The sequence below is a fragment of the Cnuella takakiae genome (genome assembly GCF_001953305.1).
GTDB lineage: Bacteria > Bacteroidota > Bacteroidia > Chitinophagales > Chitinophagaceae > Flavisolibacter > Flavisolibacter takakiae.
Map to the genome: position 1 here is coordinate 2176993 of NZ_MTFE01000010.1, position 24320 is coordinate 2201312.

The 24320-nt window shown below is 52.0% G+C and carries 23 protein-coding genes; 19 read left to right on the forward strand and 4 right to left on the reverse strand.

Features of this window, described 5'->3' with window-relative positions; translation table 11 throughout:
- Positions 1–484: 484 nt before the first annotated feature.
- The 11 genes from BUE76_RS09580 (at position 485) to BUE76_RS09630 (ending at position 14577) form a co-directional block, all read left to right on the forward strand.
- The gene (locus BUE76_RS09580; RefSeq protein WP_073042638.1) at positions 485–2125 is read left to right on the forward strand and encodes a glycoside hydrolase family 28 protein; all 1641 of its coding nucleotides are present in this window, start codon (positions 485–487) and stop codon (positions 2123–2125) included.
- A 173-nt stretch (positions 2126–2298) separates the two neighbouring features.
- Positions 2299–4218, forward strand: a complete 1920-nt coding sequence (locus BUE76_RS09585; RefSeq protein ID WP_245798335.1) for a glycoside hydrolase family 88 protein — start codon at positions 2299–2301, stop codon at positions 4216–4218.
- The gene (locus BUE76_RS09590) at positions 4218–5249 is read left to right on the forward strand and encodes a pectinesterase family protein (protein WP_083596482.1); all 1032 of its coding nucleotides are present in this window, start codon (positions 4218–4220) and stop codon (positions 5247–5249) included. Before BUE76_RS09585 ends, BUE76_RS09590 begins: the two co-directional genes overlap by 1 nt.
- Before the next feature lie 18 nt (positions 5250–5267).
- The gene (locus BUE76_RS09595; protein WP_073042286.1) at positions 5268–6788 is read left to right on the forward strand and encodes a tagaturonate reductase; all 1521 of its coding nucleotides are present in this window, start codon (positions 5268–5270) and stop codon (positions 6786–6788) included.
- Positions 6785–8422, forward strand: coding sequence for a UxaA family hydrolase (locus tag BUE76_RS09600; RefSeq protein ID WP_073042285.1), 1638 nt, complete (start codon positions 6785–6787; stop codon positions 8420–8422). Before BUE76_RS09595 ends, BUE76_RS09600 begins: the two co-directional genes overlap by 4 nt.
- Positions 8423–8434: 12 nt before the next feature.
- Complete coding sequence (gene uxaC / locus BUE76_RS09605; protein WP_073042283.1) at positions 8435–9871, forward strand: glucuronate isomerase; 1437 nt, start codon at positions 8435–8437, stop codon at positions 9869–9871.
- Positions 9872–10109: 238 nt separating this feature from the next.
- Complete coding sequence (locus tag BUE76_RS09610) at positions 10110–11114, forward strand: sugar kinase (protein WP_073042281.1); 1005 nt, start codon at positions 10110–10112, stop codon at positions 11112–11114.
- Positions 11104–11763, forward strand: a complete 660-nt coding sequence (locus tag BUE76_RS09615) for a bifunctional 4-hydroxy-2-oxoglutarate aldolase/2-dehydro-3-deoxy-phosphogluconate aldolase (protein WP_073042279.1) — start codon at positions 11104–11106, stop codon at positions 11761–11763. Before BUE76_RS09610 ends, BUE76_RS09615 begins: the two co-directional genes overlap by 11 nt.
- 161 nt (positions 11764–11924) lie before the next feature.
- Positions 11925–13274 carry an MFS transporter gene (locus BUE76_RS09620; protein ID WP_073042277.1) on the forward strand — a complete coding sequence of 450 codons (1350 nt, stop codon included), beginning with the start codon at positions 11925–11927 and terminating at the stop codon, positions 13272–13274.
- Between the two features lie 252 nt (positions 13275–13526).
- A complete protein-coding gene (locus tag BUE76_RS09625; RefSeq protein WP_245798346.1) occupies positions 13527–13970 on the forward strand; it encodes a YhcH/YjgK/YiaL family protein in 444 nt (147 codons plus the stop codon).
- Between the two features lie 250 nt (positions 13971–14220).
- Positions 14221–14577 carry a DUF1622 domain-containing protein gene (locus BUE76_RS09630; RefSeq protein ID WP_073042274.1) on the forward strand — a complete coding sequence of 119 codons (357 nt, stop codon included), beginning with the start codon at positions 14221–14223 and terminating at the stop codon, positions 14575–14577.
- A 148-nt stretch (positions 14578–14725) separates the two neighbouring features.
- Here the strand turns inward: BUE76_RS09630 and BUE76_RS25340 are convergent, their stop codons facing one another.
- Entirely contained in the window at positions 14726–15061 is a 336-nt protein-coding gene (locus BUE76_RS25340; RefSeq protein WP_073042271.1) for a four-helix bundle copper-binding protein, read from the reverse strand.
- Positions 15062–15519: 458 nt separating this feature from the next.
- Here BUE76_RS25340 and BUE76_RS09640 point away from each other — a divergent pair, with 458 nt between their 5' ends.
- Entirely contained in the window at positions 15520–16176 is a 657-nt protein-coding gene (locus BUE76_RS09640) for a helix-turn-helix transcriptional regulator (RefSeq protein ID WP_073042269.1), read from the forward strand.
- 153 nt (positions 16177–16329) lie between these two features.
- Positions 16330–16833: a helix-turn-helix domain-containing protein gene (locus BUE76_RS09645; RefSeq protein WP_073042266.1), complete on the forward strand. Its 504-nt coding sequence runs from the start codon at positions 16330–16332 to the stop codon at positions 16831–16833.
- 183 nt (positions 16834–17016) lie between these two features.
- Here BUE76_RS09645 and BUE76_RS09650 read toward each other — a convergent pair whose 3' ends face one another.
- A complete protein-coding gene (locus BUE76_RS09650; RefSeq protein ID WP_073042264.1) occupies positions 17017–17658 on the reverse strand; it encodes a response regulator transcription factor in 642 nt (213 codons plus the stop codon).
- A gap of 495 nt (positions 17659–18153) precedes the next feature.
- Here BUE76_RS09650 and BUE76_RS09655 point away from each other — a divergent pair, with 495 nt between their 5' ends.
- Complete coding sequence (locus BUE76_RS09655) at positions 18154–18579, forward strand: hypothetical protein (protein WP_143157277.1); 426 nt, start codon at positions 18154–18156, stop codon at positions 18577–18579.
- A 343-nt stretch (positions 18580–18922) separates the two neighbouring features.
- Here the strand turns inward: BUE76_RS09655 and BUE76_RS09660 are convergent, their stop codons facing one another.
- Together BUE76_RS09660 and BUE76_RS09665 are read right to left on the reverse strand one after the other, a co-directional pair.
- The gene (locus tag BUE76_RS09660; RefSeq protein ID WP_073042261.1) at positions 18923–20227 is read right to left on the reverse strand and encodes a porin family protein; all 1305 of its coding nucleotides are present in this window, start codon (positions 20225–20227) and stop codon (positions 18923–18925) included.
- Complete coding sequence (locus tag BUE76_RS09665) at positions 20215–20790, reverse strand: RNA polymerase sigma factor (protein ID WP_073042259.1); 576 nt, start codon at positions 20788–20790, stop codon at positions 20215–20217. Before BUE76_RS09665 ends, BUE76_RS09660 begins: the two co-directional genes overlap by 13 nt.
- A gap of 177 nt (positions 20791–20967) precedes the next feature.
- On the opposite strand from BUE76_RS09665, the gene BUE76_RS09670 reads away from it, so the two are divergent.
- From BUE76_RS09670 to BUE76_RS09690, 5 genes are all read left to right on the forward strand, one after another.
- Complete coding sequence (locus tag BUE76_RS09670) at positions 20968–21321, forward strand: hypothetical protein (RefSeq protein WP_073042257.1); 354 nt, start codon at positions 20968–20970, stop codon at positions 21319–21321.
- Between the two features lie 156 nt (positions 21322–21477).
- Entirely contained in the window at positions 21478–21921 is a 444-nt protein-coding gene (locus BUE76_RS09675; protein WP_073042255.1) for an OB-fold protein, read from the forward strand.
- Positions 21922–21943: 22 nt separating this feature from the next.
- Positions 21944–22495 (forward strand): YceI family protein, encoded by a 552-nt coding sequence (locus tag BUE76_RS09680; protein WP_073042253.1) that lies wholly within the window; start codon positions 21944–21946, stop codon positions 22493–22495.
- Between the two features lie 2 nt (positions 22496–22497).
- Entirely contained in the window at positions 22498–23388 is an 891-nt protein-coding gene (locus BUE76_RS09685; protein WP_216820649.1) for a DUF5777 family beta-barrel protein, read from the forward strand.
- A 203-nt stretch (positions 23389–23591) separates the two neighbouring features.
- Entirely contained in the window at positions 23592–24026 is a 435-nt protein-coding gene (locus BUE76_RS09690) for a QcrA and Rieske domain-containing protein (protein ID WP_073042251.1), read from the forward strand.
- Positions 24027–24320 lie beyond the last annotated feature (294 nt).

The following is a 24320-nucleotide window of genomic DNA, read 5'->3' on the forward strand; positions in this document are numbered from 1 at the left end:
CCCTGAACTGTTCAACCCCTACGGGGTTGGGCATATACAGTTGGCGGCTTATAAACGGTTCCGCCGGTTGCACCGGCGGCTATTCAGATTGAAGCCCTAAGGGCATTCATAAACTGCAGCCCCGGGTTTACCATCAGCTGATAACTTCCCAATGGTTTTGGCTTAATGGAATCTTCCTGTTTTTTCAACGCTGCACTTTTTGTTGGCGGATATGGTCATACACTCGCTAAAGCCCTTGGCATACCTCCAATAACTATCAAGACAATACCCTACTTCCACCGAAGCCATCCCCACCCATTCCTCCCACCTCCATACCCCCACAAAATGACAACGTTTTCGGTAACGATTGCGTAAATAAAGGCTTGCGGAACGCTTGCCAAACCTGCGGAACGATTTACCATTGTATGCCATAGCTTATGGTTTTGAACAGGTTTTAGGGCCTGGAAAAAGCCACAAGGCTGCTTGGTCAACCTTTGTTTCCTATATGAAGCGTAATTTCCTCTTTGCACTCCTGCTTGCCGGCACTGCTACTGCTTTTGCGCAGCAACAGCCGGCGATGCCCCGCATCACCCAGCCCCAGTTCCGGAAAGATACCCTCAGCATCCTGGCCTATGGCGGGAAGAACGACGGCGTTACGCTCAACACCGAAGCCATCAAAAAGGCTATAGCAGCCGCCAACAAAAAAGGCGGTGGCGTGGTGCTGGTACCTGCGGGCTTCTGGCTCACCGGGCCGGTGGTATTGCAAAGCAATGTGAATCTGCACCTGGCAAAAGGCGCCCTGCTCCAGTTTACCGACGACTTTTCCCAATACAAGCTCATAGCCACCAACTGGGAAGGCCTCGACCAGATGCGCAACGAGTCACCACTGTCGGCTACCAATGCGGTAAATATTGCCGTTACCGGCCAGGGAATTGTAGACGGCAATGGCGGTGCCTGGCGTGCCGTGAAAAAGGAAAAGCTTACCGAGTCGCAGTGGAAAAAGTTGGTGGCATCGGGTGGCGTAGTGAGCGACGACAAGCGGATGTGGTACCCTTCGGAGCAAAGCAAAAAAGGCAACAGCATCAAAAATGCCGGCGCCATCAGCCCAGAGAAAACGCCGGACTTCTACGCTTCCATCAAAGACTTCCTGCGCCCCAACCTCCTGGTATTTACTTCCTGTAAAAACGTATTGCTGGAAGGCGTCACCTTCCAGAACTCGCCGGCCTGGAACCTGCACCCCCTGATGTGCGAAAACCTCACCGTGCGCAGCGTAAAAGTGTTCAACCCCTGGTTTGCACAAAACGGCGATGGCATTGATGTGGAGAGTTGCAAGAACGTGCTGATTGAAAACTCGCTATTTGACGTGGGTGATGATGGTATCTGTATCAAGTCGGGCCGCGATGAGGCCGGCCGCAAACGGGCCCTGCCTACTGAAAATGCCATCATCCGCAACAATACCGTGTACCATGCCCATGGCGGCTTTGTGATCGGCAGCGAGATGAGCGGTGGCGCCCGCAACCTGTGGGTAGACAACAACACTTTTATCGGTACTGATATTGGCCTGCGCTTCAAAACAACCCGCGGCCGTGGTGGCGTGGTGGAAAATATCTTCATCACCAACACCACCATGAAGGACATTCCCGGCGAGGCCATCCTCTTCGATATGTACTATGCCGCACAGGACCCCGTGCCCATGGCCGGTGAGCGCCGCGAACCTCCTAAAGTTGAAAAGCTGCCCGTAACAGAAGCAACGCCCATCTTTCGCAAGTTCCGCATCAGCAACGTGGTGTGCGATGGCGCTGAAAAAGCCCTCTTTGTACGCGGCCTGCCCGAGATGAATGTAACCGATGTCGTATTGGAAAACATGACCCTCCAGGCACACAAAGGCATGGAGATGACCGAGGCCACCGGCTTTACGCTCCGCAATGTGCGCTTTGTAACCAAGGAAACCGATCCCGTGCTCAGCATCCACAACAGCAAAAACATTACGCTGGATAAAATAGGGTACAACCCCGCCGCCGTACTGCTGCAGGTAACAGGCACCGACTCGAAAGAAATAAAGCTGAAAGGAACCGATACCAGGAGTGCGCAAAAGCCGGTAGCGCTCGATTTCGGCGCCAGGGCGGAAGCGGTAAGCATCCTGTAAATATCGGAGTTGGGATTTCGGAGGAGGGCGGTTGAAGGTTTTTTTATTAACTGAAAAATCTACAATGTTTGTCCAACCACCTGTCGCCTGTTTTTCCCAAAGCCAACAGCTAAAAGCCAATAGCCAAAAGCCAACAAAAAGAATTGATCATAACGATTGCAAACAAACGAACCGTGAACACATCGAAACATCTAGCTAAACTGATGGCCCTTGCCGGTGCGCTTGCACTGGGCAGCGCCGTATTTGCGCAGCAGGAAACCCCTGCCGCCGGACTGGCACAAACCGCCATGCGCATCTGGCCCGACTCCTTTGCTATGGGGGCGCAGTCACAGGCCCGCTGGAGCTACGACCAGGGCGTGATCCTGAAAGGAGTGGAAGGACTGTGGAAACAAACCGGCGATGTGCGCTGGTTCAACTACCTGCAGCACAGCATGGACTTCTTTGTGCAGGAAGACGGCACCATCAAAGGCTACCGCCCCGACGAATACAATATTGACCATATCAACAACGGTAAGGCCGTATTGCTGCTGTATCGTGTTACGGGTAAAGAGAAATACCGCAAAGCAGCCATGCTGCTCCGCAACCAGTTGCGTACCCATCCCCGCACTGCGGAAGGAGGCTTCTGGCACAAAAATATCTATCCTAACCAGATGTGGCTCGATGGCCTCTATATGGGCCAGCCCTTTTATGCCGAGTACGCCAAGGTATTTGGCGAGGACACGATCTTCAACGATGTTACCCGCCAGTTTGCCTTGATGGAGCGCCGCAGCCGCGATCCCAAGACTGGACTGCTGTACCATGGCTACGACGAAAGCCGCCAGCAGAAATGGGCAGACCCCGCCACCGGCCGCTCGCCGCATGTGTGGGGCCGCGCATTGGGCTGGTACGGTATGGCACTGGTAGATGCACTGGAGCAATACCCCGCCGGTAACCCCGGTGTGGACACACTAACGGGCATCCTGAACCGCTTTGCTGCTTCCATCACTTCACTGCAGGATAAGGCATCGGGTGTGTGGTACGATATTCCTGCCCTGCCCAAGGAAAAAGGCAATTACCTGGAAGCTTCCGCTTCTTCCATGCTCATTTATACTCTGGCCAAAGGCGTGCGCCTGGGCTACCTGCCCGCTAAGTATTTGGCCAACGCCAAAACAGGATATGCCGGTTTGCTCCAGCAGTTTTACAAAGTGGAAGGCGGCAATGCCAACCTCCATGGTACCGTATCGGTATCGGGGCTGGGTGGCAAGCCTTACCGCGATGGCTCTTTTGCCTATTACATGAGCGAGAAGGTGATTGTAAACGACCCCAAGGGTATGGGTGCCTTTATACAGGCAGCCAATGAAATGGACCTGGTGAAAAACGGCCTGGTGGGTATGGGCAAAACCGTACTGCTTGACCGCTTTTTCAACAATGAATACCGCGCCGAATTCGGCGAGCAAAAGCGTTTCCATTACACCTGGGAAGACATGACCCACAGCGGCTTTGCCACCATGGGCAGCCTCTTTCGCGACCGCGGCGCCAAAACCCTTTCGCTGGATGCGGCACCAACGGCTGCCAACCTGAAAGGCGCCAATGTATACATCATCGTGGATGCCGATACAGAGAAAGAGTCGGCCAAACCCAACTTCATGACCGAAGAGTCGGCACGCAATATTGCCGAATGGGTGAAAGGCGGCGGTGTGCTCCTGTTGTTTGCCAACGATAAAGGCAATGCGGAACTGGCCAAATTCAATACCCTTGCTTCCAAGTTTGGTATCCGTTTCAACGAGGACAACCACAACATGGTAAAGAACGACCAGTTTGAACAAGGCGCTGTTGCTATCGAAGCTACTAATCCTGTGTTCAAAGGCGTTCAGAAAGTGTATGTAAAAGAACTGGCTTCACTTGCACTTTCGGCGCCTGCACAGGCCATCGTTAAAAAAGACGGCCTCAATGTAATGGCTACCGCCAAATACGGCAAAGGCATGGTCTTCGCCATCGGAGATCCCTGGCTGTACAACGAATACGTAGACGGCCGCAAGCTGCCCGCCGATTTCCAAAACCACGAGGCTGCACGTGCCCTCGTACAATGGGCGCTTACCCAGGGCAAGAAATAATGTTGCGGATCACCTATCATAGAATCCTGCTTTGCCTGTTGCTGTTGGTGGCGGGCAATGCTTTTGCCCAAAAAACGGCAAAGCGCATCGTGGTGGATGCCAGGGGCAAGGGTGATTTCCGTACCATACAGGACGCCATCAACAGCCTGAGCGACAGTGCTGCCACACCGCGTATCATTTTCATCCGCAAGGGCGTTTACCACGAAAAGGTGTTTATTGAAAAACACAATATCGAACTGGTAGGCGAGGACCGCGAAGCAACCGTACTTACCGCCGATATTGCCCGCGACGAATGGCGCTGCGAGCACAAGGACGACTGGGGCGTGGCTACGCTCAACCTCAATGGCAACGACATTACTTTGCGCAACCTGACGGTGGCCAACGACTATGGTTTTAATCATAAAGAAACCCGCACCGTTGTTTGTCCCTCCGATAGCATTAACCCCAAACAGATCACGCCCAACGGCCACCAGATGGCTTTGCGCAGCATGCGCACCACGAGGTTGCGGGCCATCAACTGCCGCTTCCGTGCCTGGGCCGGCGATACCGTGAGCCCCTGGAACCTCAACGGCGGAATGTTTTATTTCAAGGATTGCTATATGGAAGGCGGCGTGGACTTCTACTGTCCGCGTGGCTGGGCCTGGGCCGAGAACTGCCACTTTTTTGCCAACACCGGTACGGCTGCCATCTGGCACGACGGCTCCACCAATCCCGACTACAAAACCATTCTGAAAAACTGCACCTTCGACGGCTTTGTCGGGTTCAACCTGGGCCGCTACCACCGCGAAGCACAGTTTTTCCTGCTCGGCTGCCGTTTTTCCAAAAACATGGCCGATAAAGACATTTATCTTGTACCCACCGCCACGCCTGTTGTGTGGGGCCGGAGGATTTATTACAACGATTGCTCCCGCGAGGGCGGCAACTATGCCTGGTTTGCCAACAACCTGTCCACCGCCGCCGGCGCACCGGCTGCAGATGCCATCAGTGTTGGCTGGCTTTTTAAAAACAACTGGAACCCCGACAAAAATTAAATACCAAGAAACTGACATATGGTACTTTCCCGATTTACCCTGAAGAATATCAACCCTGAGGCTGTGAGCCTTCCGCCCGACACCGTATATGAATTGCCCGAGAAGGTGTTGCAGTTTGGCACCGGGGTGCTGCTGCGTGGACTGCCCGATTTTTTTATTGACAAAGCCAACCGCAAGGGTGTTTTCAACGGCCGCATCGTTGTGGTAAAATCTACCGCGCAGGGCGATACTTCGGCTTTCGACAAACAAGATGGCATGTACACCGTATGTGTACGCGGCGTGCAGGAAGGCCAGCAGGTGTCGGAAAACATCATCAACGCCTCCATCAGCCGGGTGCTCAATGCAGCCGAAGAGTGGGAGCAGGTGCTGGAATGCGCCCAGAACCCCGAACTGCAGATCATTATTTCCAATACCACCGAAGTGGGCATCGAACTGGTGAACGACGACGTGCGCCACCACCCGCCCAAATCTTACCCCGGCAAGCTGCTGGCCTTTTTGCTGGCCCGCTACCGTGTGTTCCGCGGCAGCCCCGACAGCGGTATGGTGATCCTGCCCACGGAGCTGATCCCCAACAACGGCAAGAAGCTTGAATCCATCGTGCTGGAACTGGCCCACCTCAACGGGCTGGAAGAGCCCTTCATTGAGTGGCTGGAGCAACACAACCATTTCTGCAGCACCCTAGTGGACCGGATCGTTCCGGGCAAACCCGATGCCGCAACTTTTGAAGCCCTGGAAAAAGAACTGGGTTATTCCGACGAGCTCCTCACTATGTCGGAGGTGTACAGCCTCTGGGCTATTGAAGGCGGCGATGCGGTACGCGAAAAGCTCTCTTTTGCCGCAGGCGAAGAAAGCATCATCATCACTGAAGACATCGACCTGCACCGCGAGTTGAAGCTGCGCTTGCTGAACGGTACCCATACCCTCAGCTGCGGCCTGGCTTTCCTGGCTGGTTGCACCACCGTGCAGGACGCCATGAACGATGCTTCGGTATCGACTTATATCGAACAGGTGATGCAGCAGGAAATTGCACCTGCCATCCCTTATACCCTGCCCCTGGAGCAGGCACAGGCTTTTGGCAATAAGGTGCTGGATCGCTTCCGCAACCCCGCCATCCGTCACCTGTGGCTTAGCATTACGATGAACTACAGCTCCAAGATGAAGATGCGCTGCGTGCCCGTGCTGCTGCGCCACTACGAGCAAAGCAGCGAAGTGCCCCAACTGCTGGCGCTGGGTTTTGCCGCCTACCTCGCTTTCTCCAAGCCCGTAGAGACAAAGGGTGGTAAATACTATGGCCGCTTCAATGAGGAAACTTACCTGATCCAGGACGACCAGGCGCCCCAGTTCTACCGCCGCTGGAACGGTCTTACGCCTGCCGCGCTGGTGAAAGAAGTGTTATCTGACGCCACCTACTGGGGCCACGACCTGGGCAGCCTTCCCGGCTTTGCCGACGCGGTGCTGGAAAGGCTGGGCCGCATCCAGGAAGACGGTATGCGCGAAATTTTGGAACTTACCCTGAATAATAAATCTGTAACTGCATGAGCAACCTGGTACTGAAAGTACACCCGCAGGACAATGTGATCGTAGCCCTGCAAGACCTGGCCAAGGGCAGTACCGTTTCGTATGACGGTGTTGCTTATACGCTGGTAGATGATATCCCGGCCAAGCATAAATTTTACCAACACGATATGCGCACCGGCGACGAAGTGACCATGTATGGTGTGCTGGTGGGCAAGGTGCAATACGATGTGGCTGCCGGCAGCCGCATGAGTACCGAGAACCTGAAACACGCCGCTGGCGCCTACGACTTCCGGGGCGTGGAGTACCAGTGGACGGCACCCGATGCAAGCCGCTTTGCGGGCCGCACCTTCAATGGTTACCACCGTGCCGATGGCCGTGTGGGTACCGCCAACTACTGGCTCTTTATCCCGACCGTTTTTTGCGAAAACCGCAACCTCGACGTGATCCGCGAGGCCCTGCACAATGAGCTGGGTTATGCGGTTACCGATAAATACAAATCCTTCACCCGGCAGTTGGTGGCTGCCATGGAGCAGGGCGGCGATATCGCTACCCTCGACCTGAGCCCCGAATCGGCGCGTAAGAACAGGGTATTCCAAAATGTTGACGGCATCAAGTTCCTCAACCACCAGGGTGGCTGTGGTGGTATGCGCCAGGATGCGGCGGTGCTGAGCAAACTGCTGGCTGCCTATGCCGACCACCCCAACGTGGGCGGTATTACGGTGTTGAGCCTGGGCTGCCAGAACCTGCAGGTGCAGGATTTCCTGACCGATTTGAAAGAACGCAATGCTGACTTCAACAAGCCCCTATACATCTTTGAGCAGCAGCACGTGGGACAGGAAGAAGACCTGGTAAAAGAAGCCATCCGCAAGACCTTTGAAGGGCTGGCGCAGATCAATAAGCTGGAACGTGCCCCCGCACCTTTAAGCAAATTGAGTTTGGGTGTAAAATGCGGCGGCAGCGACGGCTTCAGCGGTATTTCGGCTAACCCCGCGGTGGGCTATGCTTCCGACCTGCTGGTGGCCCTTGGTGGACAGGTACTGTTGGCCGAGTTCCCCGAACTCTGTGGTGTGGAACAGGAACTGGTGGACCGCTCCGTATCGGAGCCCGTTGCCCGCAAGTTCATGCACCTGATGCGGAGCTACGAAGCCATCGTTACCCGCGCGGGTTCGGGCTTTCATATGAACCCTTCGCCGGGCAATATCAAGGATGGCCTCATCACCGATGCCATCAAGAGCGCCGGTGCGGCCCGCAAAGGCGGTACCTCGCCTGTGGTGGATGTGCTGGATTATACCGAGGCGGCCACCAAACCCGGCCTGAGCCTAGTATGTACCCCCGGCAACGACGTGGAAGCTACTACCGGTAAAGCTGCTTCTGGCGCCACCCTCATCCTGTTTACCACCGGTCTGGGCACACCTACCGGCAACCCTGTTTGTCCTACCATTAAGGTGGCCACCAACAGCAAACTGGCGCAGCGCATGCCCGATATCATCGACATCGACTGCGGTCCGGTGATCGATGGCAGCCTCACCATCCAGCAGATGGGCGAGGAGATACTCGAATACTGCATCAGGGCCGCCAGCGGTGAGGTTACACCCAAGGCGGTACTGTTGAACCAAGACGATTTTATTCCCTGGAAACGCGGCGTTTCGCTGTAACAATACTGAATCATGAAGCCATTTCTCGACGAAAACTTTTTGCTCGATACCAAAACGGCACAGCGTCTCTACCACGAGTACGCCAAGGAGATGCCGATCATTGACTACCACTGCCACCTGCCTCCCGACCAGATAGCGCAGGACCTGCAGTTTGGCAACCTCACACAGGCATGGCTCTATGGCGACCATTACAAGTGGCGCGCCATGCGCACCAACGGCGTGGACGAAAGCTTCTGCACCGGCAACCAACCCGACCGCGAGAAGTTTCGCCAGTGGGCGGCTACCGTGCCTTATACCCTGCGCAACCCGCTGTACCATTGGACGCATATGGAGCTCCAGCGCTACTTTGGCATCAACGATATCCTGAATGCCGACAGCGCCGATGCCATCTATGATGCGGCTACCGAAAAGCTGCAGTCGCCCGAGTACAGCGTACGTGGTCTGTTGAAAAAAGCAAACGTAAAAGTGGTGTGCACCACCGATGATCCCATCGACTCGCTGGAGCACCACAAAGCCATCAAGGAAGATGGTTTTGATGTAAAAATTTTGCCTGCCTTCCGCCCGGATAAAGCGATGAACGTAGACAATGCCGAAGGTTTCAATGCCTATATCGGTAAACTGGAAGCCGTGAGCAATACCAATATCGCCGACTTCCAGGACTACCTCGATGCCCTGAAGCAGCGTCATGATTTCTTTGCCACAATGGATTGCTCGGTGAGCGACCATGGCCTGGAGCAGATCTATGCCGAAGACTACACCGAGGCGGAGATCAAAGCCATTTTTACCAAAATCCGTAGCGGCAATGAGCTGACTTTGGCAGAGCGCCTGAAGTTCCGTTCGGCCATGCTGGAAATCTTTGCCGTGTGGGATTGGGAAAAAGGCTGGGTGCAGCAATACCACCTGGGTGCCCTGCGCAACAACAATAGCCGGATGCTCCGCCAGCTTGGTCCCGACACCGGTTGGGACAGCATCGGCGACTTTTCGCAGGCTGCTTCCATGGCCCGCTTCTTCGACCGGCTGGATACCAACAACCAGCTGGCCAAGACCATCATCTACAATCTAAACCCCGCCGACAACGAGCTGTTTGCAACCATGATCGGCAACTTCAATGATGGCTCCGCCATCGGCAAAGTGCAGTATGGTTCGGGCTGGTGGTTCCTCGACCAGAAGGACGGCATGACCCGCCAGATCAACGCCCTGTCGAATATGGGTTTGCTGAGCCGCTTTGTGGGTATGCTTACCGATAGCCGCAGCTTCCTGTCGTACCCGCGTCATGAATATTTCCGCCGTATCCTCTGCAACATCTTTGGCAACGAGATCGAGAACGGAGAGCTGCCCGCCGACCTGCCATGGACCGGCAAGGTGATCCAGGATATCTGTTACAACAACGCCAGCAGCTATTTCCAGTGGCAGCCGCAGAGTGCTACTTCGCTGGCGCCGGTGTTTTAGTTGGTTGAACCACGGAGACAGGGAGGACACAGAGCTGCACAGATAATTTTGGAAAAAAGAACCACAGAGACAGGGGGACACAGAGTTACACAGATGATCTTTTTGCCTCCTTACATCAGTCGATGTAGCATTATTAGAAAACATAAGAACCACGGAGTTGGTAGCAACAGTTAAGTACATAAAATAAAAACCGTGTACCTCCCTGTTCTCCCTGCCTCCGTGGTTCCAAACCCCATACATGCAACGAATTCTTTGTTTTGGCGAGTTGCTCCTGCGTTTATCACCCGTGCTGGGTGGTGCATGGCTGCAACGCAATGAGCTCCCGGTATTCATCGGGGGCGCCGAGCTGAACGTAGCTACGGCACTTGCCCGCTGGGAGCAGCCGGTGAGCTATTGCACGGCCCTGCCCGACAACTACCTGACAACCGAGATATTGGAAGCGGTTGGAGCCAAGGGCATCGATACCGCCAAGGTGCTCCGGCGTGGCCACCGCATCGGCAGCTACTACCTGCCGCAGGGCGCCGACCTCAAAAATGCTGGCGTGATCTACGATCGCGCTTATTCTTCCTTTTGGGAGCTGAAGCCCGGTGAGATCAACTGGGATGAAGTGCTGGAAGGCGTTAGCTGGTTTCATTTTACCGCCATTAGTCCTGCCCTCAACGAGACCGTAGCACAGGTTTGTGCCGAAGGCGCCAAGGCCGCAGCAGATAGGGGTATTACCGTTTCCGTTGACCTGAACTACCGTGCCCGCCTCTGGCAGTATGGCAAACATCCTGCGGACATTATGCCTTCGTTGGTGCAATACTGCGATGTGGTGATGGGCAATATCTGGGCGGCGGAAAAGATGCTGGGCATCCCGGTAGCCGAGGGGTTGGTGGATGAAAAAGAAGCCTGCCTTTCCCAAGCCGGAAAAACATCCAGGGCCATCATGGAGCGTTTCCCCCGCTGCAAGCAGGTTGCCAATACTTTTCGCTTTGATGCGGGTAGCGGTGTCCGTTATTATGCTACCTTTTACAAGGATGGTCAGCTGTATGTGGCGCCCGAGCAGTACACCGACCACGTGGTGGACAAGATCGGCAGCGGCGACACCTTTATGGCCGGACTGATTTATGGCAATCAAAAAGGAAAGGACGCACAGGCGATCATTGATTTTGCCGCAGCGGCTGCTTTCAACAAATTATTCATCAAAGGCGACGCTACCACAGCAACCGTTGCCGACATCGAAAAAGCTTATGCCTACTGAATCCAACATATTTGCCGGCATCGCAGCGCAGCAGGTCCTGCCACTGTATTACCACGACGATGCGCAGGTAAGTATTAAAATCTTAAAAGCCCTGTATGCCGCCGGTATCCACTACGTGGAGTACACCGACAGGGGAGGCGCCGCACTGGAAAACTTCAAGGCCATGCGTGCCGTGGCCAATGAACTGGAAGGCCTCTTCCTGGGTATTGGTACCATCAAGAACATTGCGAAGGCGGAAGCCTATATCGCTGCCGGTGCCGACTTTATCATTGCCCCCTCAGTAAACGTGGAAGTGGGTGCAGTATGTGCGCAAGCGGGCAAGCCCTGGATACCCGGTTGTATGACCCCAACGGAAATTGCCACCGCAGAAAATGCAGGCGCAACGATGGTAAAGATTTTCCCGGGAAGCCTGCTGGGTCCCGGTTATATCACCGCCATCAAGGAACTGTTTCCCGGTATGCGCTACCTGGTAACCGGCGGGGTAGAAGCCACTGCCGACAACCTGAAAGGCTGGTTTAATGCCGGTGTAACCGGCGTGGGCATGGGCAGCAAGGTGCTGACCAAAGAACTGATCGCAGCAGGCGATTACCCTGCTTTGACCGAAAAGATGAAAAAAGCTCTCGAACTGGCGAAAGCCGCTAAAGAATAGAAGAATCTCGGATGTATGATCGCTGATCGCTGATGTCTGATCTTTAGATTTCAAAAATTGGGAAATAAAAACCAATGCTTATTTCAAATTTCAGAAATCCGCGATCCTAGATCCGCGATCCCAGATTCCCCTGATTGTTTGCTAAACCCAACCACTGCAACATGTTGCTTACAGAAGAAAAAACGACGCTCAGCCGCGAAACGGCTAGTGAACAGATCGGGCGCTACCGCTGGACGATCTGCGCACTCACATTCTTTGCCACTACGGTCAACTACCTCGACCGGGCGGTGATCTCGCTGCTCAAGCCTTATATGGCTGCCGACTTTGGCTGGAATGCCGTGCAGGAAGCCGCCAATTACGCCAATATCGAAATCGCCTTTAAATTCTCCTATGCCATTGGTATGCTCTTCGCGGGCCGCATCATCGACAAGATGGGTACCAAAATCGGTTATGCCATTGCTACCGTATTGTGGAGCATTGCTGCCATTGCGCATGCCCTGGCCACCGGCACCGGCGGTTTTGTGATCGCCCGTATTTTCCTGGGCATCACCGAGGCGGGCAACTTCCCCGCGGCCATTAAAACCACGGCGGAATGGTTTCCTAAAAAGGAACGAGCCCTGGCAACCGGCATCTTCAACTCAGGCGCTAATATCGGCGCCATTGCCGCGCCCCTGAGCGTTCCCATCATTGCCGAAAGCATGGGCTGGCAGTGGGCCTTTATCATCACCGGCGCCTTTGGTTTTGTGTGGCTGGTGCTATGGTTTATGTACTACGAAGTACCCCGCCAGCAAAAGCGCCTGGCTGCCCCTGAACTGGCCTATATTGAAAGCGACCGTGACGAAGCACCTGCTACCGTTAATGGTCCCAAACTGGGCTGGGGTAAACTGCTTACTTACCGCCAGACCTGGGCCTTTGCGCTGGGCAAATTCCTGACCGATCCCATCTGGTGGTTCTACCTGTTCTGGCTCCCCGATTTCCTGCGTAAGGAGTACTCCCTTACCAGTAAGGAACTGATGTGGCCCACGGCATTTGTATACATTATTTCCAGCGTAGGCAGCATTGGTGGCGGCTGGTTGCCCATGAAGTTGATCAACAAGGGCATGCCTGTGTTCAAAGCACGGAAAACCAGTATGCTGTTGTATGCCTTCTTTGTATTGCCCATTGTTTTTGCCCAATACTTGGGTTCGCTCAACATGTGGTACGCGGTAGGCATCATTGGCCTGGCGGCAGCGGCCCACCAGGCCTGGAGCGCCAACATCTTTACTACCGTTTCCGATATGTTCCCCAAGGCGGCAACAGGCTCGGTAACCGGCATCGGCGGTCTCTTTGGTGGCCTTGGTGGCATTTTCCTTTCCTGGGCGGTGCAGAAGCAGATGTTCGTGTACTACGAAAGCATCGGCAAGATCCAGACGGCATACTTTATCATGTTCCTGATTTGCGGTGGCGCCTACCTGCTAGCTTGGGGTGTGATGCACCTGCTGGCACCAAGGATGAAAAGGGTAGAGCCGTAAGGGAGCTGCAAGCTGATAGCTTCAAGCTGCAAGTTGGCAGTATACTTTTTGCTAAAAATAGTTGTGTAATAAGAGAGCGGCTATCATCGAGGGCTGTTCCGTTACAATAACTTTTACATGGTCCGTATCCTAAGTTTAGCCCTATTGCTTTTTTGTTTGAATAGCGCCGGTGCACAGGCACAATGGGCCAAAGCACTGGGTCATAAGAGCGTTGCCACAAAGCTCCAACTGAAACCGCATGCTGTGACTAACATGCAAGAGCTGAAAAGGCAGTTTAAGGCAAATACACGGTTGTGGGATACAGCTTTTGCTTTTTTGGCAACACATGACCTGTCCAAAATTGAAGTGGGCAATTACCCGCTGGCAGGTGACAGCTGTATGGTAAAGGTGAGTTATAGTACACCCAAGGAGCCGCAGGCGGCATCCTGGGAAGCACATAAAAAGTACATCGATATTCAGTATATCAGCGTGGGCTCCGAAAGTATTGGGCTGGCACCTGCCGCAGGCGCCGTGGTAAGCAAGCCTTATAACGAGGCAAAAGATGTAATGAATTTCGATATCCAGGCTGCACCCTACTATGAGGCAAGGTCCGGAACCTTCTTTGTTTTCTTTCCCGCCGATGCGCATCGTCCGGGCCTGCGGGCTGCAGATGATATGATCCGCAAGGTGGTGGTAAAAATACTGGCAGCCCCTTAGCGCTGCCCGCCAGCAAGCCCCGGCAGTTGTTGCTCCTGATGAATGCAAACCGCAACATCCCGCCGGGTGCCTATAGGCCGGTACCGAGCATTTCTACAACTATCGTTAGTGACCGGCCCCTTGTTTTTACTTGGGGCCTTTTTTGTTTGCCAAACCTTGAAGGTTTTTAAAACCTTCAAGGTTCCCGAATTACACCTAACAGGTCTTTAAGACCTGTTAGGTGTGGCAAAGCTTTTGTACCCCTGACGCCATGGAAACTACCGTCCGAAATATCGCCATTCACCTCAGTTGGGTTGTTGAATTGCTGGGTGCTGTTGTTATAGCCGTAGGATTGGTACAGTTTCTTGCAGGCTACCTGCCTGCCGTATTGAAGCGCCGTTCACACCTCGATAACGCAGTATTTCGGGTGCGCTTTGGCAGCACGCTCACCATTGCATTGGAACTGTTATTAGCTGCCGATATTCTGGAAACAGCCGTAGCACCCACCTGGGATGATATCGGTAAGCTGGCTGCCATTGCAGCCATCCGAACCACGCTCAACTTCTTCCTGGAGAAAGAACTCAAGGAAATGGAAAAGCGGCAGGCGCCGGGAGTGGAGCAGCAGTAGTTAGTTCAAAGTTTGAAGTCGAAAGTTCAAAGTCTTAATATTTTAATGCATTTATAATCCTGGTACAACTGCCGGTAACTATGATTATTATGTACGCATAAGCCGCTGACCTTGAACTTTCAACTTTAAACTCAGAACTGTTTATTGGCTACCTGGCCATTTCCCAACAAGCCTCGGCACACTTGTGGCAAGCTGCAGCACACTGTTGACAATGCAGCATTTGGTGCTTACCACATTCCGTTGCACAGGCTTCGCAAACTCGGGCACAAAGGGCAGAGAAGTCCTTTGCATAAGCACTACCCAAACTCATTAACTGGGCGGCTGCCTGGCAAATGGCGGCACATTCCATGTCCAGTTGAATGCAGCGGGCCATATGCTGTACATGCTCTTCCTGCAGGCAGGCATGTGCGCAATGATTACAGGCTGCCGCACACTGCTGGCAGGCATCAATACAAACCTGATAAGGCGATGTTGTCTGTTGCATAAAAAGGGTTGATAATAATAGGTATTTACTGGTGGTATTTGCTTCCCGGTTACCACACTATGGTGGTTCCAATCACTTCAGGCATTGCAACAAATACTTGGCAGCCAAACCTTGCATGGTCAGGCACGCTGGGTAAAAACAAATGGCAGCCATACCGGGCCACAAGAATTGCACCAGCAGGATACTGGTAAGGCAGGGAATTGCGCACCCGGCTAAAAATCGGGAACTAATACTACAGTGCTTATGTTTTGTAAACTATAGGTTTGTGTAGTCCATGCCTGTTTTAAACTGGTACACCTATTTGTTTGGAAAGCTTTATGCCAGGTAAAGAAGCAGGCAGTTCAAGGCAGCTAATTGGTGGGCGCAAGTGCCCTGGCTTATGCTAATACCCTTTAATGCAAAACGCTCCGCTAAATTGCTGCAGCAAGCAGGAGCATGAAGAAAACCACCATCGAACCATGACCCATGTAGCAATCATCGAACCTGGCTATTATACCCGAACAGCTTATGTTGAATACTTAAACAGTTTTCGTGATTTCCATATCAGTTTTGCCGCACCTGCTGTGGACGATGCAACAGTTGATGCCGCATTTTCGGCAGGCTTGCCTGTTGATATCCTCATCTACGGGCTTTCCGATGCGGATGACTGGGCGTTTGTGGTACACCACCGCCGGATGAGCCAAAAGTTTCCTGGTGCCCGATTTGTTGTCGTGAGCAATTGTAATGCGCCGGACCAACTGGCAGGTATGCTGCGCCTCGGCGTTCATGGACATGTAATGCGCAGCCACCGCATGAACAACCTGATGGTTGCGCTGGAGGAAGTACGCCAGGGTGCTGCTGCACTCTGCGGACAGTCGGTGCTGCTGCTGCGCCGCTATTTCTGCGAAGCACAACAGCCACTTCCCGGGCAGTTTACCGCAAGAGAGGCTGAACTGATTTCACTGGTATGCAGCGGTGCCTCCATCCAACATATTGCCGAAACCCTGGTAGTAAGTACCACCACTGTCAATTACCACCTGCAAAAACTGTATAAGAAATTCAAAGTATGCTCCCGTGCCGAACTGATGGCTGCCGTTGGCAGGCAGGGAAGCAATGCCGTAGCAATGGCTTGCTAAGTAGAAAGGCAATACATATGGGAAGCATGTAGTGCCTGGAGGGTTTAGGGTACACTAAGGGAAAACGCTGATTTTTCTGTATTGGCTCGTCCTTTATGCGGCTTTCAGAAAAGGGTAGGCTAATTTTAAGGTACGTACCAAACTTTCCGTCCAATGGAAACACTACCCTTATTAACCTTCATCCTTTCTGTTGGGATCATCGTTTCCCTTACCTGGTTGTTCCTGATTCCATTTACTGGCCGCCTGGTGCAATTGAAAAAACTCAACCAACACATTTCCAGTTCGGCTGACCTCAAAGCATTGCATACCCGTCTTGAGTTGCTGATGCTCGAACGCCGTCCTTTTCTGAACCCTGCCTACGATAACCACATGTTGGCCGAGCACCTGGGTATGGATGCGCAGGTGCTGGATTACTTCCTGCATGCCTACCTGGAAACAAGCTTTCACCAGCTGGTAGATGCTTACCGCGTTCAATATGCCTGTTTGATGCTGCAATCGGAAGCGGCCCAGGATCTGCCCATGGATGCTATTGCACGTGCTTCGGGTTTTGTAGATCGCCAGATGTTTTTCCAGTGCTTCCGCCGTCGCACCGGTAAAACACCGGTACAATACCTCAACTACCTGGTATTTGCCAAAAACAATTTGCAGGTAGCCTGATAAGGACTACTGCTTCGTTGAAGATGTACCAAAACTGGTTTGAATTACTGATCGTTCTTATTCACGCTACTGCCAGCTATGATTGTTGGAATTTTGTGAGAAAAACACACTTCGTACAATTGAACCGGAGTGGGACTTTTTTGATTAAATGAATGTTTTAGAACATCAGTCGTGAACAGGAGGTCAGGCTCTTTGTGCATTGGTTAGCACCAGTGAGATCAACTCCGCCTTGTTCTTTACATTTAGTTTTTTAAAAATGTTTTTCAGGTGATAGTTGACCGTTGCGGCTGAAATAAACAGGGCCGCACCTATCTCCTTATAACTTTTCCCTTTTTTCAATTGGTCTATTACCTCCAGCTCTCTTTTCGAAAGTTGTATGGATAAACCTTCATCTACTTTAAAGGTAAAATAGTCTACCAGTTTGCTGGCGGCAACAGCAGAAAAGTACCCTCCATAAGTGCAAACATCCATTACAGCTTTTGAAAGCTCCAGCAGCAGGGATGATTTTACGAGGTAACCATTTGCCCCATTGCGAATGGAATTGATGATTTGTTCCTGGCTTTCATAGTTGGAAATAATCAGGATCTTGGTGCCGGGCATGTATTGTTTCAGTTGTTCTATTGCCTCCATTCCTGAACGGCCTGGCAATTCGATATCCAGCAGTAACACATCAGGCTGCTCCCAACTTTTTTGTTTGGCATCCTGCTCAAATTCCTCGATGGATTCATTGGCTGCTACCACTTTAAAATTTTTAAAAGCCAACAGGTACTCGCGGTAAGTAGTACGGAGAAAATAGTTGTCTTCAATTATTGCAATCTTGATCATTGGGCGGGATTTCTACAAAGCTACTTTTCATAGTAAGGGTTTACACTATGATTTTTTATAGTGTGGAATGGTAAGTTTTAGCTCGTTTATCAATTTTAATAGTGGCCTGCCTATTTGATTATGGAACCTTTTGTTTTGTAAATAAACTTGTTCTCTTGTTGGTACTATGGTTATTAGTGGTTGGGTAAAAAAAGCGGATGTTCAAGATTGAACCTGTTGTCATTCGTGTAAACACTTAGGTTGTTCTGGTTTTTTACTTAGAAAACACCGCTTTTTACTGGTTTATTATTCTGCTGAATAGGTTCAATAATTGTACTTACCTGCCAACTTTGCTTGGTATCCGCCAGGTTAAACCGCTATGAAAATTTATTGGCGGTGTGCTGTTGGGGAACTGCGAAACCCTGATAATTTATGTACAATATAGGATTGGTGATTACCGCAAAGGTTGCAGGTAGAGATCTGATTCGGCAGCTGGCTTTTCGAAAGGTCTGTTTGATGGAATCAGATGAAACAGAAGGTTCGCTGCAGATCATCTATAACAATATAGGTTTGAACCAGGACAGGGTGCTGCAGCTTTTCCATGTCGTGCACCTGCGCTTTGCAAAGCTGAACCGCCGTGAGTTGAACAACCAGTTGCGTTTCTTAGGTTCCCATCCCATGCTGTTTACACACATGGTGCTTGTAATTTGCGAAGTGGATGCCAGCCTTGGAATTAAGTATGTGGATATTGCACAAGTACTGGAACAGCGGAGCGCACACCGGCTGAATATGGATTATTTTCTGGTACTGTGTAATAAGTCGGAAGAGGATACGTACCGGGTTTCCAGCGTGATGCCCTTTATTTGCCAGAGTGCTATCGATTATTTCAGCCAACTTGGTGAGCCTGGTAACTATTTGATTGAAGCAAGGGAGCATTTGTAAAAACATCCAGACCTATTATGATGATCCTTCTATACCATCAACTGAAGTTTTTGTAGGTTTCGGCCAGGTGGACTTGTAAGTTTAAGCTTGTATTGCTTGCCATTATAAAGGCCGGTCTTTAAAGGCTGGCTTTTTCATTTGTACACAGTCTGGAATATTAAAAAATGCCTTTTCTAGAATGACGGTGGAAATGAAGTAAATATTCAAAAGGTAAAATCGAAAAAGGTAACAGCTAAATCAGAAAGCTATTTTTAGAATGTTTGATTTTGCCTTAGGTCATTTGTTCCTTTAAAGCAGCAACTAACTTCTTTACGATTGCTCAATTGCTATAAGCGGCATCGGTTTATTTTTTTGAATACCATAGGTCCTTTGTTACACCCAGCTGCAATGCGGTGCTGCTGAATTTCAGTTTGCCATAACCCAGCCCTGTGATGGGCAAGCGTAGGGCAGGCTCAATGCGAATGGCCATGCCTTTGTTTAACTGGCGGCTGTAACCGGTACTGAGCTGCAATACCGAAAACAGGTTGCGGCTGGCATTTTTGTAGGAATAGCTGTGTACGCCATAATTGCCCGAGTTGAGGTAGAGGTAGGTAAGGTCATAGTCTTCCTGCTTCATGATGTAGGAAGAAATGCCCGCAGTGGCAAACCAGGAGGATCGGCCGCCCTGGCGTATATCATACCGGATATTAATGGGTATTTCCAGCATGGTGCAGCGGCCTGTTACATCGGTTAGTTTGTTGTTGGGCGACTGCGGGTAACGTGCACTGAAATAATCACCTTCAGTATAATAGAATTTTCGGGTAAGCGAGATACCGGTTTCCAGGCTCCAGCGGTTGCTAAAGCGATAACCCGCAAGCAATCCGCTCTGCCAGCCTGGCTTGCTGGTGCGCTGCCAGCTGACCGTGGTAAGGTCGCCACTGGCCCAGATGCCAACATAAATCTTTTTTATTGGTGTAGTTGCTGGTGCTTTGGCTGCCTGCTTAGCGGCAGTGTATGCTGCCATGGCTTGCTGCGTGCTGTCGTAGGTTTCCGATGGTTGTAGCTGGGTATTTTCCAACTGCGGCAGGCTTGTGGTAAATGCAATGGCTGGTTCAGCCTGCCGCTGGTGTGCGGTTTCTGCGATTGCATCAACAGGTACCTGTTCGTTTTCAGAGGCAAGCGCTTCCGCCCTGATATAACCTGCCCGGCTGAATACAGAAGCACCATCTGCAGTTTGCCTTTTTTGAACAATTAGGTGCTGTGCATTTTTAAAAGCAACAGTTTGCTTTGCTGATCCATTTATCATCGCAGCAGGTGGCAAGGCTGCTGCATTGGTTTTTTTGGTTTGGGGTACCGTGCTTATTGAACGTGTATTGGCCTTTTGCTCCTGCACCCGGCTTTCGGATTCCGCAGGAGCTTCATGTTCTGCAACCTGGTTCCCGCCCTTTTGCTGCCAGTAGTGGTTGCATACCCATCCCAGCGGCAGCAACAGCAGCAGCAGAGCGTAACGGCGCCAGCCGCTGCCCCGGGCCGGTGTTATTGCTACAGGCGGCGCTGAAGCCTCCATGGCTGCGGACAGCTTATCCCAATTGGGCGTACCGGTTTGCAGCGGGTATTTCTCGCCCGCCTTCCGGAACAGATCATCCATATCGTTGGTCACATGTTGCATGCAATAGCTTCAGCATCGTTTTTTTTAAGGATGTTCTGCAGGATGCTTCTCGCCTTGAACAGGTTTGATTTGGAAGTGCCCACCGAAATGCCCAAAGCCTCGGCAATTTCGGGATGGGTCATACCATCCAGCACATACATATTGAAAACCGCACGGTAGCCCGGCGGCAGCTTTTTTACCTCTTTGATCAGTTCCTTGTACAGCAAAGCCTGGTCAGGTAGCTGGCCTTTGTCGGCTGGCTGCCATACTGCCTCTGAAATCTCCCCGATCTCCGGTGTGAAGTTGTTTTTACGCAGGTGGTCCACTGCTGTATTTACCATGATGCGCCGCATCCATCCCATCAGCATCTGCTCTGTTGCCGCCGGATCGGGCGCTTCAAAACGGTGCAGGTTGCAGAAAATTTTTACAAAACCATCATTTACCACGTCCACGGCTTTATCGTAATGGTAGATATAGCGAAACACCACCTTGAGGCAATAGCCATAATAATGCTCGTAGAGCATTCGCTGCTCCCGTGCATGGCGTTGCACGCAAAGACTAATGATCTGAGGTAGGTTTTGCAAGTGGTAGTAAAGGGTTATTCCCCATAAAATACGGGCCCGGGGCTAAAGGGTTGCCCCGAACAGGACATTTTTTGTAAAAAATATTTTTTCCCGAAAAAGGCAACCGGCAAAGCAACCGCTTTTTTCTGTCCACCGTAGATAAAGGTGTATTCCAAACAAAACACCATGCCTACGGCCATGAATAAACGAAAATGGACAGTACTGCTATTCCTGGTTGCACTTGCCGGATGTTACCAGGACAATGAAGAAGCCCTCGCACCCTGTGTAGCGGGCGAGGTGCACTACGCCCAGGTAGTGGCTGTGCTGCAGGGTTATGGCTGTATCGGTTGTCATGGTACCAGTGGCGCAAGCGGCGGCGTGGTGTTGCAGCAGTACAGTACCCTGAAAACCGTTGCGGACAATGGCCGGCTACTGGGTGCCATCAGCCATGCCGCAGGATTTGCACCCATGCCACAGGGAGCAGCAAAAATGAGCGACTGTGATATTGCCCGCATCAAAGCCTGGATAGATGCGGGGGCACTTGAGCATTAAGGCAAAGAAATACAACACCACAGTTGCCGGCTAAAGGATTCCGATCAGGCAATAATTAAGGGACTTGAGTTTGGGTTAAAGGGGATAGAGCGGGCCCTCAAGTCTATTACCTAAGCAACAGCAATGTGCTGGCAGGCTAACCAGTAAATACAGGGTATGAAAAGAATTATCAGGTTGTTTTTGGGGTTGCTCCTGGTGACCGGTCTGATTCTGCTTTGGCAGTACAACCGCAAGCCACCCGAACTATCTGCGGCAGCTCCCGACAAGATCACAACAGCCACTGCACTTACCCAAAACTTCGATGCCGATGCCACTGCTGCTGATAAGGACCTGCAGGGAAAAATTATCCGGATAACAGGCCAGGTGCAACGCGTGGATACCGGCGGTGCGGTGGTGCTGGCTGGCGATGGCGCATCGGAGGTGGTGGTGGGTCTGGATACAAGGCATCTTTCGGCACTGAAGCAAATAACTGCGGGCAAACTGGTAGTGCTGCAGGGAAAGTATACCGGGTATCAGAAAAGCGGCAGTGCCGACGACCTGCTGGCGGCCCTTGGTACTACGGTGCACATCAGCGCAGCAGGGTTAAGTAGTGAAAATTAAGGGTGCTTATTAAATCCAACACATGAAAAGATTATGGGTAGTGGCAGCGGTGCTGTGTATGTACAGCGCAGCCGCACAGGAGCGCTTTTTTACCAAAACCGGCACGGTGCGTTTTTATTCAAAGGCGCCGATGGAAGATATTGAAGCGGTCAACAATACCGTTACCGCCGTACTGGATGGGAGCAGCGGTGCCTTCCAGTTTGCCGTGCAGATGAAAGGCTTCCAGTTTCGGAAAGCCCTGATGCAGGAGCATTTCAATGAAAACTATGTAGAGAGTGAAAAGTATCCCCGAGCCGAGTTCAGGGGTGCGCTTACCGATAAGGCTGCCGTGGCTTATGGGAAGGACGGTACGTATAACGTGGTAGTGAAGGGCCGTCTTTCCCTCCATGGCATTACCCGCGAAGTGCAGGCACCCGGTACCCTCCAGGTGCAGGGCGGAAGGGTAACCGGTAAAAGCAATTTTACCATCCTGCTTTCCGATTACAATATCGCCATTCCCGCACTGGTGAAAGACAAGCTATCCAACCGTATTACCATCACCATTGACCTCGACCTCGAACCTTTAAAAGGATAAATATGTTTACCCGCACCTTGCTGTTTTTTGCCTGCATGGCCATGAGTTGCCCCTTGTGGGCGCAGGATCAGGACCTGCTACGGGATGTGGCGCCGGACAAGACGGCCAAAACGCCCGTGGGCAGTGCTTTCAAGTCCTCGCGGGTCATCATGTCGCAAAGCATTGAGATGCTCAAGCCTGGTGTGCTCGACTTCCGCATCCTGCACCGCTTTGGCAATGTCAACCAGGGCGCCAAGGAATTCTTCGGGCTCGACCAGGCCACTATCCGGCTGGGGTTTGATTATGGCATCAGCCGCAACCTCACGGTGGGCATCGGGAGGGGCAGCTACCGCAAGGAGTTGGATGGCTTTGTAAAAGGAAAGCTGTTGCAGCAACAGCTGAATGGTAGTCCCTTATCTGTGGTGCTGGTAGGCGGTGCCACCCTCATCACTGCACCCTGGGCGGTTGAAAATGAAAAATACCGCTTCGGGCACCGCATGGCATACTTCACACAATTGCTGGCGGGCAGCAAGTTCAGTGATGCTTTTAGCCTGCAATTGATGCCTACCTACCTGCACCGCAACCTGGTGCCAACGGCTACCGATCGCAATAACCTTTTTGCTGCCGGTGTTGGCGGCAGGCTTAAAGTGAGCAAACGCAGCTCTATCAACTTTGATTATTATCTGGTAGCCGGCAAGCCGGCAGGGCGGTACAACCCTCTTTCCCTGGGTGTTGACATAGAAACCGGTGGTCATGTGTTTCAACTGCACCTCACCAATGCCGTAGGTATGAACGAAAGGGTATTCCTTACCGAAACCACCAACAGCTGGGGCAAAGGCGATATCCAGATCGGGTTTAATATCTCCAGGGCCTTCCAGGTAGGTAAAAAGCGGGAAGTGAAAACGAAGTGGTAGTTGTGAGCGGCGAGATGCAGGTGGCAAGTTGCAGGGTAAAAGCTTCAAGCTACAAGGGAGTAAGCAAAGCCATCGGTCTGTTCTTTACCATCCTACCGCTCTTGGTTTGCAGACAATAAGAAATACCAAATACCCATTGCCAATCACCAATCACTGAACCTCTCATCCGTCCCTTCCTCATAATAACTTCTAAAAGCAAAATCATGGAACGAAAAGAATTCCTTGCCTCTTTGGGCATCGGGGCGGGCTCCCTGATCCTTTCCTGTTGCCTGGGTGGATGCAGCAAAAGCAGCAACGACGATGGTGGCACCCCGGCGCCAGCTCCGGGCAACAAGGTTGATTTTACCTTCGATACTGCTGCCGACGCCAACCTGGCATCGCGGGGCTGGACGGTGCGCAACAATGTGATCATAGCCCGCTCGGGCACCAGCTACCTGGCCTATGAAGCGCTATGCCCACACCAGGGCTCGGGACTAACTTACGATGCCGCCAACAACAGTTTCCCCTGCTCCAATACCAATGCTGGCCATGGCTCTGTGTTCGATAATGCCGGCAAAAAAGTAGCTGGCCCCGCCGCCCGCGACCTCAAAAAGTTTCAAACGGCGCTTACGGGAAATAACCTGCGGGTGTTTGAATAGGGTAAGGTTTATAGTTTTTGGTTTTTGGTTTTTAGTTGGCGTTCATAGCACGTTGCCGATCGTCTTTACAGCAAGTATTTCAAAAAACATCTGTGCCATCCGTGCTATCTGTGAGAACCACAAACCACAAACTGCAAACTACTCCCCACCCTTTTTTGTGTCAATGAGGAGGCGAATACGCAAAAGGTTTATTTTTAAAAACATACAAACCGATTGCTAACAAGTGCTGCTTCGGCAGCACCCGTATTGCCACCACATATGAACCAAGAATCGCCCCGCCGAAGTGCGGGCGGG

Bases quoted from the DNA above. Each gene is read 5' to 3' on its own strand.
- BUE76_RS09590 (WP_083596482.1), top strand. From the start codon at position 4,218: ATGTTGCGGATCACCTATCATAGAATCCTGCTTTGCCTGTTGCTGTTG.
- BUE76_RS09625 (WP_245798346.1), top strand. From the start codon at position 13,527: ATGCAAGAGCTGAAAAGGCAGTTTAAGGCAAATACACGGTTGTGGGAT.
- BUE76_RS09675 (WP_073042255.1), top strand. From the start codon at position 21,478: ATGAAAAGAATTATCAGGTTGTTTTTGGGGTTGCTCCTGGTGACCGGT.
- BUE76_RS09660 (WP_073042261.1), bottom strand. From the start codon at position 20,227: ATGCAACATGTGACCAACGATATGGATGATCTGTTCCGGAAGGCGGGC.
- BUE76_RS25340 (WP_073042271.1), bottom strand. From the start codon at position 15,061: ATGCAACAGACAACATCGCCTTATCAGGTTTGTATTGATGCCTGCCAG.
- BUE76_RS09645 (WP_073042266.1), top strand. From the start codon at position 16,330: ATGGAAACACTACCCTTATTAACCTTCATCCTTTCTGTTGGGATCATC.
- BUE76_RS09630 (WP_073042274.1), top strand. From the start codon at position 14,221: ATGGAAACTACCGTCCGAAATATCGCCATTCACCTCAGTTGGGTTGTT.
- BUE76_RS09615 (WP_073042279.1), top strand. From the start codon at position 11,104: ATGCCTACTGAATCCAACATATTTGCCGGCATCGCAGCGCAGCAGGTC.
- BUE76_RS09650 (WP_073042264.1), bottom strand. From the start codon at position 17,658: ATGATCAAGATTGCAATAATTGAAGACAACTATTTTCTCCGTACTACT.
- BUE76_RS09600 (WP_073042285.1), top strand. From the start codon at position 6,785: ATGAGCAACCTGGTACTGAAAGTACACCCGCAGGACAATGTGATCGTA.
- BUE76_RS09610 (WP_073042281.1), top strand. From the start codon at position 10,110: ATGCAACGAATTCTTTGTTTTGGCGAGTTGCTCCTGCGTTTATCACCC.
- BUE76_RS09620 (WP_073042277.1), top strand. From the start codon at position 11,925: ATGTTGCTTACAGAAGAAAAAACGACGCTCAGCCGCGAAACGGCTAGT.
- BUE76_RS09670 (WP_073042257.1), top strand. From the start codon at position 20,968: ATGAATAAACGAAAATGGACAGTACTGCTATTCCTGGTTGCACTTGCC.
- BUE76_RS09685 (WP_216820649.1), top strand. From the start codon at position 22,498: ATGTTTACCCGCACCTTGCTGTTTTTTGCCTGCATGGCCATGAGTTGC.
- BUE76_RS09655 (WP_143157277.1), top strand. From the start codon at position 18,154: ATGGAATCAGATGAAACAGAAGGTTCGCTGCAGATCATCTATAACAAT.
- BUE76_RS09640 (WP_073042269.1), top strand. From the start codon at position 15,520: ATGACCCATGTAGCAATCATCGAACCTGGCTATTATACCCGAACAGCT.
- BUE76_RS09680 (WP_073042253.1), top strand. From the start codon at position 21,944: ATGAAAAGATTATGGGTAGTGGCAGCGGTGCTGTGTATGTACAGCGCA.
- BUE76_RS09690 (WP_073042251.1), top strand. From the start codon at position 23,592: ATGGAACGAAAAGAATTCCTTGCCTCTTTGGGCATCGGGGCGGGCTCC.
- BUE76_RS09580 (WP_073042638.1), top strand. From the start codon at position 485: ATGAAGCGTAATTTCCTCTTTGCACTCCTGCTTGCCGGCACTGCTACT.
- BUE76_RS09595 (WP_073042286.1), top strand. From the start codon at position 5,268: ATGGTACTTTCCCGATTTACCCTGAAGAATATCAACCCTGAGGCTGTG.
- uxaC (WP_073042283.1), top strand. From the start codon at position 8,435: ATGAAGCCATTTCTCGACGAAAACTTTTTGCTCGATACCAAAACGGCA.